This is a genomic window from Stutzerimonas stutzeri (assembly GCF_000590475.1).
In the GTDB taxonomy this organism is placed as follows: Bacteria; Pseudomonadota; Gammaproteobacteria; order Pseudomonadales; family Pseudomonadaceae; genus Stutzerimonas; species Stutzerimonas stutzeri_D.
The window spans coordinates 1,173,536-1,186,299 of record NZ_CP007441.1 but is presented as its reverse complement, the minus strand read 5'-3'; the positions used below and the strand labels follow the sequence as shown (position 1 = coordinate 1,186,299).

Below are 12,764 nucleotides of genomic sequence, written 5' to 3'. Positions count from 1 at the left end.
CGGGGTCAAAGCGGGCAAAAGGGCAGATAGATTGAAATCATTCCGGCGATGCCCATCTAAGGAGCATGTACTCGATACAGGTGCCTCATGAACGACGATAGCAATCAGGAATTCGAGCAGAGCATGTCTTCCACCGGACTGGTCCTGCCCGACCAGGATCTGCCGGACAAGCTCTATATCATCCCGGTGCACAACCGACCTTTCTTCCCGGCGCAAGTACTGCCGGTGATCGTCAATGAGGATCCCTGGGCGGAAACCCTCGAACTCGTTGCCAAGACGCCGCACCAGCGCCTGGCCCTCTTCTATATGGATACGCCGGTTCAGGATGCCGCCAGCTTCGATCCGGATGCCCTGCCCGAGCATGGCACCATGGTTCGCATACACCACGCCTCCAAGGAAGGCGGCAAGCTCCAGTTCGTCGCCCAGGGCATGGCACGGGTGCGGATTCGCGGCTGGCTGCGGCGCAAGCCCCCTTACCTGGTGGAAGTGGAATACCCGCAGAGCGACGAAGACCCGCGCGACGAGGTCAAAGCCTACGGCATGGCCTTGATCAATGCGATCAAGGAACTTCTGCCGCTCAATCCCTTGTACAGCGAGGAGCTGAAGAACTACCTCAATCGCTTCAGCCCGAACGCGCCGTCGCCGCTGACCGATTTCGCCGCCGCGCTGACGACCGCACCTGGCCTAGAGCTGCAGGAAGTGCTCGACACCGTGCCGGTGCTCAAGCGCATGGAAAAGGTACTGCCGCTGCTGCGCAAGGAAGTCGAGGTCGCCAAGCTGCAGAAGGAACTGACCGGCGAGGTGAACCGTAAAATCGGCGAGCGCCAACGCGAGTTCTTCCTTAAAGAGCAGCTGAAGATCATCCAGCAGGAGCTGGGTATCACTAAAGACGACCGCAGCGCCGATGCTGACGAGTTCCGCTCGCGCCTGGAAGGCAAGGTGGTACCGCCTGCCGCGCAGAAGCGTATCGACGATGAGCTGACCAAGCTGTCGGTGCTCGAAACCGGATCGCCCGAATACGCGGTGACCCGTAATTACCTCGACTGGGCCACCTCGATGCCCTGGGGCCAGTACAGCGAGGATAAGCTCGACCTGGGGCGGGCGCGAAAAATACTCAACGAGCACCACGCCGGGCTGGACGACATCAAGAGCCGCATCATCGAGTTTCTCGCCGTCGGTGCATTCCGCGGTGCGATTGCCGGCTCCATCGTATTGCTGGTCGGCCCGCCCGGTGTGGGCAAGACCAGCATCGGCAAATCCATCGCCGAATCGCTAGGGCGACCCTTCTATCGATTCAGCGTTGGCGGCATGCGCGACGAGGCGGAGATCAAAGGGCATCGGCGCACCTATATCGGCGCCCTACCCGGCAAGCTGGTGCAGGCGCTGAAGGAAGTCGAGGTGATGAACCCGGTCATCATGCTCGACGAGGTCGACAAACTGGGTAACAGTCATCAGGGCGACCCGGCGTCGGCATTGCTGGAAACCCTCGATCCGGAGCAGAACGTCGGCTTCCTCGATCACTACCTGGACCTGCGTCTGGACCTATCCAAGGTGTTGTTCGTCTGCACCGCCAACAGTCTTTATTCGATTCCGGGGCCGCTGCTGGACCGGATGGAAATCATTCGGCTATCGGGTTACATCACCGAGGAGAAATTGGCGATCGCCAAGCGGCACCTCTGGCCCCGGCAGCTTGAGCGTGCCGGCGTGCCGAAGAACCGCCTGGCGATCAGCGACACTGCGCTGCGCAACCTGATTGAAGGTTATGCACGCGAAGCCGGAGTGCGCCAGCTGGACAAGCAGCTCGGCAAGCTCGTGCGCAAGGCCGTGGTCAAATTGATGGACGAGCCGGACAGCAAGATCAAGATTGGCCCGAAGGATATCGAGAGCTACTTGGGCATGGCCTATTGGCACCCGGAACAGCTGCTCACCGGAGTCGGCGTGGTCACCGGCCTCGCCTGGAACAGCATGGGTGGCGCAACCTTGCCGATCGAGGCGACGCGCATCCATACGCTGAACCGCGGCTTCAAACTCACTGGCAAGCTCGGTGACGTCATGAAGGAGTCTGCCGAGATCGCCTTCAGCTATATCAATTCGCACCTGAAGGAGTTCAAGGGCGATCCGGAATTCTTCGATCAGGCCTTCGTGCACATGCATGTACCTGAGGGCGCAACGCCGAAGGATGGCCCGAGTGCCGGCATCAGTATGGCCAGCGCGTTGCTTTCACTCGCGCGCAACCAGGCGCCGAAGAAAGGCGTGGCCATGACAGGCGAGCTGACGCTGACCGGTCTTGTCCTGCCCATCGGCGGGCTACGTGAAAAAGTCATCGCCGCGCGGCGTTTGAAGCTCTACGAGCTGATCATTCCCGAGCTCAACCGCGGCGACTTCGAGGAACTGCCGGACTACCTGAAAGAAGGTTTGACGATGCATTTCGCCAAGCGCTTCCAAGATGTCGTCAAGGTATTGTTCTGATCCTCTGACCGAGCGGGTCGTTGCAGGCCCGCCCGGTACGCGCCATCCAGAACGGCATGAACACCTCGGCAATCGCCATGACGCCTTTACGGCCGGGCGTCAGGGTCTTAAGGTTTCATCCGACGCCCGAGCGTTTCCATTTCCCTACCGAGTCGGTCGCCTATGCCTCCTTCCCTGCCCCGTCTGTTGCCGTTCACTGCTCTGCTCGTGCTCGCCGGATGCGCCGGCGCGCCGCCCAGCAGCGTCGCGCTGAGCGACGATACGGCCTGCCCATTGTCGATGCAGCCTGGCCAAACGCTGATTCTCAGCCTGCCAAGCAACCCGACCAGCGGCTACCGCTGGAGCCTTCGCGAAGTCTCGTCCGAGCAGATCAAGAGTCTCGGCCCGGAAGTATTCAGTTCGCCCAAGAACGACCTGATCGGCGGTGATGGCCTCTCGACCTGGCGCTTCGAAGCCGCCAATAGCGGCAGCGGCCGTCTCTATCTCACCTATCAGCGCCCCTGGGAAAGCCAGGCGGAACCGGCGGGCCTGTTCGATTGCCGCATCGAGGTGCAGTGACCGGGTGACCGGCCCTCGGTGCGCCGGCCGTCCACACGGCAACGGCGATCCGCCCAGCTTTCCGGTACACTACGGCCCCTGTTTTTCAGCCTGCCCAAACGCCGCCGTGATCCACGACCCCGACCGCTTGTTCGCCAAGCCCCTCGCCCAGCCCCAGGATTTCGTCTTCAACGAAGACGTGGTGCGGGTGTTTCCCGACATGATCAAGCGCTCGGTGCCGGGCTACCCGACCATTGTCGAGAACATCGGCATGCTGGCCGCGCAGTTCGCCCAGCCCAATACCCGCCTCTACGATCTCGGCTGTTCACTGGGCGCGGTCACCCAGGCGCTGCGTCGGCATGTAAAGGCGGACAATTGCCAGGTGATCGCCGTCGACAATTCGCCAGCCATGGTCGAGCGCTGCCGGGAATACCTGCACGCTCAGGATTCGATGTTTCAAGAGCTGCTGCCGGTGGATGTGATCGATGCCGACGTCCTCACGCTGCAATTCCGGCCGGCCTCGCTAGTGGCGCTCAACTTCACCCTGCAGTTCATCCCACGCGAGCGACGACCAGCCCTGCTGGGCAGCATCCGTGAGGCACTTGTGCCGGGCGGCGCGCTGATCCTGTCGGAAAAACTGCGCTTCGAAGACGAGCAAGAGCAGACGCTGCTGACCGATCTGCATATCGCCTTCAAGCGCGCCAATGGCTATAGCGAACTGGAAATTGCTCAGAAGCGCAGCGCCATCGAGAACGTGATGAAGCCCGACAGCCTCGAAACTCACCGCCAACGTTTGCTGGACGCCGGCTTCTCCAAGGTCGTGCCTTGGTTCCAATGCCTGAACTTCGCCTCCCTGATCGCCTTACCATGAACCTCGACCTCACTCCCCTCGCCTGGCGCCTGGCGGGCACCTCGCTGGCCGCCTGGGCCAATGGCCTGCAGCAGCAACTCGACGCCAAGCTCGCCGTCGGTCACGGCGATCTGCCGCGCTGGCGCCGCGCTGTCGATGCGCTGCCGGACATCCAGCCTGACGCCATCGAATTGCGCGAGGCCTTCCGCCTGGACGCCGACTGCGACGAGACGACACGCACCGCGACCCACGATGCGCTGTTTGGCCTGTCACCCTGGCGCAAAGGCCCCTTCGATGTGTTCGGCGTGCACGTGGATACCGAGTGGCGCTCGGACTGGAAGTGGGAGCGCGTCGCCCCGCATCTCGATCTGGTCGGTAAACGCATCCTCGACGTGGGCTGCGGCAATGGCTACTACATGTGGCGCATGCTTGGTGCCGGCGCCGACTCGGTCGTCGGTATCGACCCGAACTGGTTGTTCTTCTGCCAGTTCCACGCGATGAAACGCTACCTTGCCGAGCACCCGGTCTGGCACCTGCCGATGGCCCTGGAAGAACTACCGCCGAAGCTCGAAGGCTTCGACACGGTGTTCTCCATGGGCGTGCTTTATCACCGGCGCTCGCCCATCGACCACTTGTTGGACCTGAAGGACTGCCTGCTCAAGGGTGGCGAGCTGGTGCTCGAAACCCTGGTGGTCGAGGGCAACGAACACACCGCGCTGGTACCCGAAGATCGTTACGCGCAGATGCGCAACGTCTGGTTCCTACCCTCGGCGGCAGCGCTGCAATGCTGGCTACGCCGGGCCGGGTTCGTGGATGTGCGCTGTGTCGATGTCAGCGTCACCAGCGTCGAGGAACAGCGCAGTACCGACTGGATGCGCTATCAGTCGCTACCTGATTTCCTCGACCCGGACGACCGCGGCAAGACCATTGAAGGGCTGCCGGCACCGATGCGCGCCGTGCTGATCGCACGCAAGCCCTAACGCCCGCGCGCGCAACGCTGCTCCTCCACCATCTGACGCAGCGGCATTTGCAGCTTTTCGATGAGCCGCGCGCGGCTCAGGTCGTGCATCCGCAGTTGCCTATCACTGAGCCTGAGTAGGCGCTGGTACAGGCGCCGTTTGCGCCAGGCGACGAACCAGTCGATCGCTGCCTGCTGAAGTTCGACTGGCCACATCGCTGGCATATAAAAATCCGGCATCGCCGGACGAGCCCGGTCGTCGACCCTATCGCACTGTTGCTGCCGTTCAGAATGACGCATCGCAACCTCCTGCCATCGCCAGGGGTGCATGGGCGCACCCGATGCCTGCCGACCGACTCGTGGCCGGCAGAATCAGCTTGAGCGCCCTTGACGATTCAGACAAACGACTACAATAGAACTGTCGATTCAACAAAATTGAAGGACAGCCCCATGCCCGGAATGCCCGAAGAGCTCCCCCAATCCGCCATGCCCCTTCTTGAGATCGATGTGCTGCGCACCTTCGTATCCATCGCCGAGAGCGGCAGCTTCACGCGCGCGGCGGGGCAAGTCTTTCGAACCACCTCAGCGGTCAGCATGCAGATAAAGCGACTCGAGACCATGCTTGGCTGCGCACTGTTCGTCCGCGAAGCCCGACGTATTGCGCTCACCGATGAAGGCGAAAGACTGCTCGGTTACGCGCGGCGCCTGCTCAAGCTCAATGAGGAGACGGTCAGTGCTTTCATCTCGCCGCGGCTGAACGGGCGGGTTCGTTTTGGTACCCCGGCGGACATCGGCACGCATATTCTGCCTGGACTGTTGTCTCTGTTCGCCCGAACCCATCCGGGGATCGAGGTGAATGTCTCGGTGGGCCGCAGTGTCGACATGATCCAGCGGATTGATGCCGGCGAGCTGGACGTCGCGATCGTCAGCGTTGGCAACCTCGGTCAGGACGACTCGCGCGGCGAGGTCATTCACAGCGAACCCCTGGTCTGGGCCGGCCGAGCCGGTGGCGTCGCGGTCGAGCGCACCCCGTTGCCGCTGGCCCTGTCGAGCCCTGAATGCGCATGGCGGCGACAGGCGCTGGACGCGCTGGACCGCGCAGGCCGTCCCTATCGCATTGCCTATTCCAGCGAGCAGTGCGCCGGGCAGGAAGCGGCAATGATCGCCGACCTTGCAGTGGCGCCCTATCCGCTGAGCCTGGTCAGACCGCCGCTGAAACGATTGGAGGAAGGCGACAGCCTGCCAACCCTTGGTGAATATCAGATCAAGTTGCTTTGCGCCAATGGACGCAGCGAGGCGGTGGAGGTGCTGTCCCGGCATGTGATCGCAGCGTTTGCCGCCTATCAGCGATAGGCGACGCAACGGGCAAGCAAAAGCAGAGAGAGCAGACGACGATGGCGAAATGGTTGATGACCGCTGGGTTGCTGCTGCTCCTGCTCGGGGCGGTCCTGCACTACGCGCCAGGGCTGCTGAGTTGGTTCGGCAAGCTACCCGGTGACATTCGCATCGAGTCGGAACGCAGCAAGACATTCATTCCGATTACGTCGATGGTGATTCTGAGCGTGCTGCTGACGATTCTACTGAACCTGTTCAAACGCTAAGACGACTGGCAGCCAGCGCCATGTTGATCAGCCGCGAGCGGCCGCGGCAAGGATGAGATGCTTCATTTCCTTGACGGCCTGCTTGAAACCAACGAACAGCGCGTGGGCGACGATGGCGTGGCCAATGTTCAGCTCATTGACCCCTCGGATTGCCGCGATGGCCTCGGCGTTGTGGTAGTTCAGACCATGGCCGGCATTGACGATCAGCCCGTGGCTCAGGCCGGACTCGACGCCGTCACGGATTCGCGCCAACTCGCAGGCCCGCTCGGCGATGCCGTGCGCATCGGCAAAACGGCCGGTATGCAACTCGATAACCGGCGCCCCAACGCGAGCGGCGGCCTCTATCTGACGTGGATCGGCATCGATGAACAGCGATACCTCCGCACCGCAGGCAGCCAGGCGTTCAACTGCCTCACGGATGCGAGCTTCCTGCCCCGCCACATCCAGGCCGCCCTCGGTGGTGAGCTCCTGGCGTGTTTCTGGCACCAGGCAAACGTGTTCCGGACTCAATTGCTCGGCGAAGGCCAACATGGCATCGGTCACGCCCATCTCGAAATTCATTCGAGTTTGCAGCGCGTCCTTCATCATCAGCACGTCACGCTCCTGGATGTGCCGACGGTCCTCGCGCAGATGCACGGTGATACCGTCGGCTCCCGCCTCTTCGGCATCCAGTGCGGCCTTCACCGGGTCTGGATAACGTGTGCCACGTGCCTGACGCAGGGTGGCGACATGATCGACATTGACGCCGAGCAGGATTCGATTGGCTTCAGTCACGCGGGACCTCCTTGATGTTCATGAACAGTTCACGGCTGACCAGAGGCCGACCACCCAAATGTGGGGCCAGTGCCTGACGCATCAACCTTTTCGCTGCCGCCAGCGCACCGGGTACTTCCCAATCGGCCTCGGCCATGGCCAGGAGTTCCGCGCCGTTGAACAGACCGGGCTGAAATTGGCCAACAGGTTCCAGACCGGTATCTGGCAGTAATCGATACAGTCCGGCGCTTACCACCGGCTGTCCGGAAATATCCTGGTCGAGCGCAAACCCGTAGCCCAGCTCGGTCAGTAGCCGCCACTCGAACGCACGCAGAATAGGCTCCAGCGGGCGTTTGGCTGCCAGCGCAGGCAGGGTAGCAACGTAGTGCTCAAACATGGCGGGGTGGGCATCCTCGGCCGGTAGCAAACGAATCAGCAACTCGTTTAGGTACATACCGCTGAACAGCGCGTTGCCATCGAGCCAGTACGACAGACCAGCACTTTCCAGACGTGACACGGCCTTCAGTTCGCCACGGCCTCGAAACTCGACTTCGAGCGGCACGAACGGCCTGGCCAGCGTACCAGCCCGGCCACGCGCGCCACGAAGCACTGCGCGCAACCGTCCTTCGGGCGTGAAGAAATCCACCAGCGCGCTGCTTTCACGGTAGGGTCGACTGTGCAAAACGAAGGCGGATTGGGGAATCATGAGGGCGAGCGCCGCGAGGCTGGTGATCAACGATGAGCCAGTCGCAGCGGGTGGCTGCGACTGACAATCAGGTACGACTGCAACCGGAAGCGCTCAGGCCCTCAGCTATAGCCCAGCGAATGCAGGGCGCGCTCGTCATCGGACCAGCCGCTTTTCACTTTTACCCAGAGATTGAGCATGACCTTGGAATCGAACAGCACCTCCATGTCCTTGCGCGCCTCCTGGCCGATGCGCTTGATGCGCTCGCCCTTGTCGCCAATGATGATCTTCTTCTGCCCGTCGCGCTCGACCAGAATCAGTGCATGGATATGCAGGACGTGTCCCTGCTGCTTGAAGTCCTCGATCTCAACCGTGATCTGATAGGGAACTTCAGCGCCCAGCTGACGCATGATTTTCTCCCGCACCAGCTCGGCGGCGAGGAACCGGCTGCTGCGGTCGGTGATTTGGTCTTCAGGGAAGAAGTGATCGCCTTCGGGCAAATGCGAGGCCACCAGCTTCTCGAACACATCCAGATTCTGTCCGTGCTGGGCAGAAATCGGCACGATCTCGGCTTTCGGCAGCTGCTGCGCCAGCCATTCGAAATGGGGCAGCAGCTCACCTTTGTCCTCGACACGATCGGTCTTGTTGACGGCGACGATCACTGGCCCTTCGACATACTGAACGCGTTCGAGCACCAATTGATCTTCATCGGTCCAGCGCGTGCGGTCGACGACGAACACTACAACATCGACATCTTTCAGCGCCGAAGAAGCCGTACGATTCATGTAACGGTTAAGAGCGGTCTCGCCGTTCTTGTGCAATCCGGGGGTATCGACGTAGACAGCCTGGACGGCGCCTTCGGTCTTGATCCCGAGCATGTTATGGCGGGTGGTCTGTGGCTTACGCGAGGTGATTGCTAGTTTCTGCCCTAGCACGTGGTTGAGCAGCGTCGACTTACCGACATTGGGACGCCCGACGATTGCCACGTAACCACAGCGGCTTATTGCGTCGTTCTGCAGCTGTTCATCAGTCATTACCATTCTCCACGCCCAGGGCGATCAATGCCGAGGCAGCGGCTACCTGTTCGGCAATACGCCGGCTGGCACCTTGGCCTTGCGTCTTCTCGTTGAGCAACGATATCTGACATTCGACAAAGAACGTTCGGCAATGCGGTTCGCCCTGAATGGCTACCACTTCGTACTTCGGGAGATCGCAAGCCCGCGATTGCAAGAATTCCTGCAAGCGGGTTTTCGGGTCCTTATTGGTGTCGACCAGCGTCAGCCCCTCCAGTTCGTTAGCGAGCCAGGCGAGCACACGATCGCGAGCGGCCTCCATACCAGCGTCCAGGTAGATGGCGCCAATCAGGGCTTCGAGTGTGTCGGCCAGAATGGATTCACGTCGGAACCCGCCACTCTTCAGCTCACCCGAACCGAGGCGCAGGTATTCGCCGAGCTCGAAGCCACGAGCAAGCACTGCAAGGGTCTCTCCCTTGACGAGGCGCGCACGTAAACGTGATAGCTGACCTTCCTTGGCCTGCGGAAAATGGCTGAACAGCGCCTCGCCGGCAATGAAGTTGAGAATGGCATCGCCAAGAAACTCCAGACGCTCATTGTTGCGTCCGGCATAGCTGCGGTGCGTCAGGGCCAGAAGCATCAGCTCCTGGTCCTTGAATTGATAACCGAGCCTACGCTCGAGTCGGGCTAACGAAGTGCTCACGGCATCCTTAGGCGATATTCTTTATCGAAGTTCGCCACCAGATCGAGATTACGAATCAGGGGCTCGCGTTTTTCATAGTCAAGGTGAACCTTGAACTCGTTATTTTCAATCACGACCTTCAGTGCCTCTTCGAGGTTCAGGTCACGGATGCCATTGACGTCCATTCCCTTGCGGACGTGACTATAGAAATCGCGGACGGTGCGCACTTCTGAAGCCGGGTCACTTTCGACCCCGGAGATGATCTTATCCATGGACATATAGTCGAAATAATGCGGCAGCATCTTGAATGCCGTACTGGCAAAGAATGCTACCAGTGCGAGCACCATGATCCAGCTCAGCATGGACAGCCCTTTTTGCGAACGAGCGAAACTCATGTCGACCTCTGTCGTACGTTACCCACCGATCGGGGCTAGTCAATATAGCGAGCCGGGGCGCGGGAACCGGGCCCTGATTCACAGCTTAGTGAATCAGTCCGACCCGAGAAAAATGCGGCAGATTGCTGAATTTCGGATCCGGCCAGCTCATCCATACGGCAAAGGCCTTGCCGACGATATTGCGATCCGGAACCATGCCGGCCAGCTCGGCGGGAATCGCCGGATCATGCCAATAGCGACTGTCGTTGGAGTTGTCGCGGTTATCGCCCATCATGAAGTAATGGCCTGCGGGAACACGCCACTCGCGATCGGGCTCGACTCGATAGCGGCTCATCTCCTTGCGAATGACATGTTCGACCCCACCCAACTTTTCCCGATATAGCTTGGCACTCCCCAGACTTCCAGGTTCCTCGCCAATCAGCATTTGGGAAACAGGCTTGCCGTTGATGCTTAGCCGCTTGTCGCTGCTGTATCGAACCACATCTCCCGGCAGGCCAATGACACGCTTGATGTAATTGATGTTCGGGTCGCTGGGATAGCGAAATACCATGACATCGCCGCGCTCTGGATCGCTGACATCGATGACTTTGGTGTCGACCACTGGCAGACGAATACCATAAGCAAACTTGTTGACCAGGATGAAATCGCCCACTTCAAGCGTCGGAATCATCGAGCCTGAAGGAATCTGAAACGGCTCGATAAGAAAGGAACGCAATACCAGAACGATTGCCAGCACAGGGAAGAAGGATTTGCCGTATTCAATCAGCACCGGCTCCTTGTTCAAGGCCTCCAACGTCGACTGGTCAGCCTCGCCACCGGTACGCCCTTCATAATTCGCTATCGCTGCCCGGCGGCGTGGCGCAAAGAACACCAAATCCATAAGCGACAGAAAACCGCATACCGCAACGGCAATCACCAACAACAGCGGGAAATTGATCGACATATCAGCTATCTACCTTCAGTACCGCTAGGAAAGCTTCTTGCGGGATTTCAACATTGCCGACCTGCTTCATGCGCTTCTTGCCGGCTTTCTGTTTTTCCAGAAGCTTGCGCTTGCGGCTCACATCACCACCGTAGCACTTGGCCAAAACGTTCTTGCGCAACGCCTTGACGGTGCTCCGCGCAACGATCTGACCGCCGATAGCCGCCTGAATCGCCACGTCGAACATCTGGCGAGGAATGAGCTCCTTCATCTTCTCGACCAACATGCGGCCTTTGTAATGAGCATTGTCGCGATGCACGATGAGCGCCAATGCATCAACCTTGTCGCCATTGATCAGAATATCCAGACGGGTCAAGTTAGCTGACTGGAAGCACTCGAAGCTGTAATCCAGCGAGGCATAACCACGGCTCACCGACTTCAACCGGTCGAAGAAATCTAATACAACCTCGCTCATCGGCAGGTCATAACGCACCTGCACCTGCGAACCGAGGAACTGGAGATCCCGCTGCACGCCACGTTTCTCGATACACAGCGTTATAACGCTGCCCAGATGTTCCTGAGGCACCAGAATATTGGCCCTCACGATGGGTTCGCGCATGTCTTCGATCGAAGACAGATCCGGCAGTTTTGACGGGCTGTCGACGTAGAGAACGTCGCCATTCTTCAGCGCCAGCTCGTAAACCACCGTGGGCGCGGTGGTAATCAGGTCCAGATCGTACTCACGCTCGAGCCGCTCCTGGATGATTTCCATGTGCAGCATGCCGAGGAAGCCGATGCGGAAACCAAAACCCAGAGCATCAGAACTTTCCGGCTCGTACTGCAGAGCGGCATCGTTCAGGGTGAGTTTCTGCAGCGCTTCGCGGAAATCTTCGAAATCGTCCGAGCTGACTGGAAACAGACCGGCATAAACCTGTGGCTTGACCCGCTTGAAGCCGGGCAACATTTCGACGTCGGGCGTGTTGGAGAGTGTCAGCGTGTCACCAACCGGGGCGCCGTGGATGTCCTTGATGCCGGCAATGATGAAGCCCACCTCGCCGGCCTTCAGATCGGCCGTGCTGGTGTGCTTCGGATTGAACACGCCTACGCTGTCGACCTGATGTACCTTGCCGGTGGATTTGACCAGGACCTTGTCGCCCTTCTTGATTCGGCCATGGCGTACCCGCACGAGCGAGACGACGCCGAGGTAATTGTCGAACCAGGAGTCGATGATCAGCGCTTGCAGCGGCGCGTCGATGTCGCCGGTTGGCGGCGGAATAACTTGCACCAGGCGCTCGAGCACATCGTCCACGCCCATGCCGCTCTTGGCGCTGCACGCGACAGCATCGGTCGCATCGATACCGATGATATGTTCGATTTCATCTTTGACCTTGTCGGGATCCGCTTGCGGCAGATCCATCTTGTTCAGTACCGGCATGACTTCAAGGCCCTGCTCGATCGCCGTGTAGCAATTGGCGACGGACTGTGCTTCGACCCCTTGCCCCGCATCGACGACCAGAAGCGCGCCTTCACACGCCGCCAGCGAACGACTCACCTCGTAAGTGAAATCGACGTGCCCCGGGGTGTCGATGAAGTTCAGCTGATAGGTCTTACCATCCCGCGCCTTGTAATACAGCGTAACGCTGTGCGCCTTGATGGTAATGCCTCGTTCACGCTCGAGGTCCATCGAATCGAGGACCTGGGCGTTCATTTCACGTTCGGTCAGGCCACCACACATCTGGATGAAACGGTCAGCCAGGGTCGACTTACCATGATCGATGTGCGCGATGATGGAGAAATTGCGGATATGACTCAGGTCACTCACAGCTAAACACTCGAATATGCGCAGGCTGACTGCCCGCTGAAAATAGCCGCAAAGTGTACCTGATAGGTCTATCCAGC

The 12,764-nt window shown here is 59.9% G+C and carries 14 protein-coding genes; 6 read left to right on the top strand and 8 right to left on the bottom strand.

Going from position 1 to position 12,764, the window contains the following annotated elements:
* Window positions 1–87: 87 nt before the first annotated feature.
* The 4 genes from lon to cmoB all read left to right on the top strand — a co-directional run bounded on the left by lon (window position 88) and on the right by cmoB (window position 4,836).
* Window positions 88–2,469, top strand: a complete 2,382-nt coding sequence (gene lon, locus CH92_RS05500; RefSeq protein ID WP_025240777.1) for an endopeptidase La — start codon at window positions 88–90, stop codon at window positions 2,467–2,469.
* A gap of 162 nt (window positions 2,470–2,631) precedes the next feature.
* Window positions 2,632–3,027: a protease inhibitor I42 family protein gene (locus tag CH92_RS05495; protein WP_025240776.1), complete on the top strand. Its 396-nt coding sequence runs from the start codon at window positions 2,632–2,634 to the stop codon at window positions 3,025–3,027.
* 106 nt (window positions 3,028–3,133) lie between these two features.
* Window positions 3,134–3,877 carry a carboxy-S-adenosyl-L-methionine synthase CmoA gene (gene cmoA, locus CH92_RS05490; protein ID WP_025240775.1) on the top strand — a complete coding sequence of 248 codons (744 nt, stop codon included), beginning with the start codon at window positions 3,134–3,136 and terminating at the stop codon, window positions 3,875–3,877.
* A complete protein-coding gene (gene cmoB, locus CH92_RS05485; protein ID WP_025240774.1) occupies window positions 3,874–4,836 on the top strand; it encodes a tRNA 5-methoxyuridine(34)/uridine 5-oxyacetic acid(34) synthase CmoB in 963 nt (320 codons plus the stop codon). Before cmoA ends, cmoB begins: the two co-directional genes overlap by 4 nt.
* Here cmoB and CH92_RS05480 read toward each other — a convergent pair.
* Entirely contained in the window at window positions 4,833–5,114 is a 282-nt protein-coding gene (locus tag CH92_RS05480; RefSeq protein WP_025240773.1) for a hypothetical protein, read from the bottom strand. The two genes, cmoB and CH92_RS05480, sit on opposite strands and share 4 nt — an antisense overlap.
* 159 nt (window positions 5,115–5,273) lie before the next feature.
* On the opposite strand from CH92_RS05480, the gene CH92_RS05475 reads away from it, so the two are divergent.
* Both CH92_RS05475 and CH92_RS05470 read left to right on the top strand, forming a co-directional pair.
* Entirely contained in the window at window positions 5,274–6,167 is an 894-nt protein-coding gene (locus CH92_RS05475) for a LysR substrate-binding domain-containing protein (protein ID WP_025240772.1), read from the top strand.
* Between the two features lie 41 nt (window positions 6,168–6,208).
* Entirely contained in the window at window positions 6,209–6,415 is a 207-nt protein-coding gene (locus CH92_RS05470) for a DUF2905 domain-containing protein (RefSeq protein ID WP_025240771.1), read from the top strand.
* Between the two features lie 27 nt (window positions 6,416–6,442).
* Here the strand turns inward: CH92_RS05470 and pdxJ are convergent, their stop codons facing one another.
* The 7 genes from pdxJ to lepA all read right to left on the bottom strand — a co-directional run bounded on the left by pdxJ (window position 6,443) and on the right by lepA (window position 12,687).
* Window positions 6,443–7,189, bottom strand: coding sequence for a pyridoxine 5'-phosphate synthase (pdxJ, locus tag CH92_RS05465; protein ID WP_025240770.1), 747 nt, complete (start codon window positions 7,187–7,189; stop codon window positions 6,443–6,445).
* Window positions 7,182–7,874, bottom strand: a complete 693-nt coding sequence (gene recO, locus CH92_RS05460; protein ID WP_038623307.1) for a DNA repair protein RecO — start codon at window positions 7,872–7,874, stop codon at window positions 7,182–7,184. The genes pdxJ and recO overlap by 8 nt, the downstream gene beginning before the upstream one ends.
* Window positions 7,875–7,975: 101 nt before the next feature.
* Complete coding sequence (gene era, locus CH92_RS05455) at window positions 7,976–8,887, bottom strand: GTPase Era (protein ID WP_038622855.1); 912 nt, start codon at window positions 8,885–8,887, stop codon at window positions 7,976–7,978.
* Window positions 8,880–9,569 carry a ribonuclease III gene (gene rnc, locus CH92_RS05450; protein ID WP_025240767.1) on the bottom strand — a complete coding sequence of 230 codons (690 nt, stop codon included), beginning with the start codon at window positions 9,567–9,569 and terminating at the stop codon, window positions 8,880–8,882. The genes era and rnc overlap by 8 nt, the downstream gene beginning before the upstream one ends.
* The gene (locus CH92_RS05445; RefSeq protein WP_025240766.1) at window positions 9,566–9,943 is read right to left on the bottom strand and encodes a DUF4845 domain-containing protein; all 378 of its coding nucleotides are present in this window, start codon (window positions 9,941–9,943) and stop codon (window positions 9,566–9,568) included. Before CH92_RS05445 ends, rnc begins: the two co-directional genes overlap by 4 nt.
* Before the next feature lie 85 nt (window positions 9,944–10,028).
* Window positions 10,029–10,886 (bottom strand): signal peptidase I, encoded by an 858-nt coding sequence (gene lepB, locus CH92_RS05440; protein WP_025240765.1) that lies wholly within the window; start codon window positions 10,884–10,886, stop codon window positions 10,029–10,031.
* 1 nt (window position 10,887) lies between these two features.
* Window positions 10,888–12,687 carry a translation elongation factor 4 gene (lepA, locus tag CH92_RS05435; protein ID WP_025240764.1) on the bottom strand — a complete coding sequence of 600 codons (1,800 nt, stop codon included), beginning with the start codon at window positions 12,685–12,687 and terminating at the stop codon, window positions 10,888–10,890.
* Window positions 12,688–12,764 lie beyond the last annotated feature (77 nt).

Bases quoted from the DNA above. Each gene is read 5' to 3' on its own strand.
- CH92_RS05445 (WP_025240766.1), bottom strand. From the start codon at position 9,943: ATGAGTTTCGCTCGTTCGCAAAAAGGGCTGTCCATGCTGAGCTGGATC.
- lepB (WP_025240765.1), bottom strand. From the start codon at position 10,886: ATGTCGATCAATTTCCCGCTGTTGTTGGTGATTGCCGTTGCGGTATGC.
- cmoB (WP_025240774.1), top strand. From the start codon at position 3,874: ATGAACCTCGACCTCACTCCCCTCGCCTGGCGCCTGGCGGGCACCTCG.
- CH92_RS05480 (WP_025240773.1), bottom strand. From the start codon at position 5,114: ATGCGTCATTCTGAACGGCAGCAACAGTGCGATAGGGTCGACGACCGG.
- CH92_RS05495 (WP_025240776.1), top strand. From the start codon at position 2,632: ATGCCTCCTTCCCTGCCCCGTCTGTTGCCGTTCACTGCTCTGCTCGTG.
- lon (WP_025240777.1), top strand. From the start codon at position 88: ATGAACGACGATAGCAATCAGGAATTCGAGCAGAGCATGTCTTCCACC.
- CH92_RS05475 (WP_025240772.1), top strand. From the start codon at position 5,274: ATGCCCGAAGAGCTCCCCCAATCCGCCATGCCCCTTCTTGAGATCGAT.
- era (WP_038622855.1), bottom strand. From the start codon at position 8,887: ATGACTGATGAACAGCTGCAGAACGACGCAATAAGCCGCTGTGGTTAC.
- recO (WP_038623307.1), bottom strand. From the start codon at position 7,874: ATGATTCCCCAATCCGCCTTCGTTTTGCACAGTCGACCCTACCGTGAA.
- CH92_RS05470 (WP_025240771.1), top strand. From the start codon at position 6,209: ATGGCGAAATGGTTGATGACCGCTGGGTTGCTGCTGCTCCTGCTCGGG.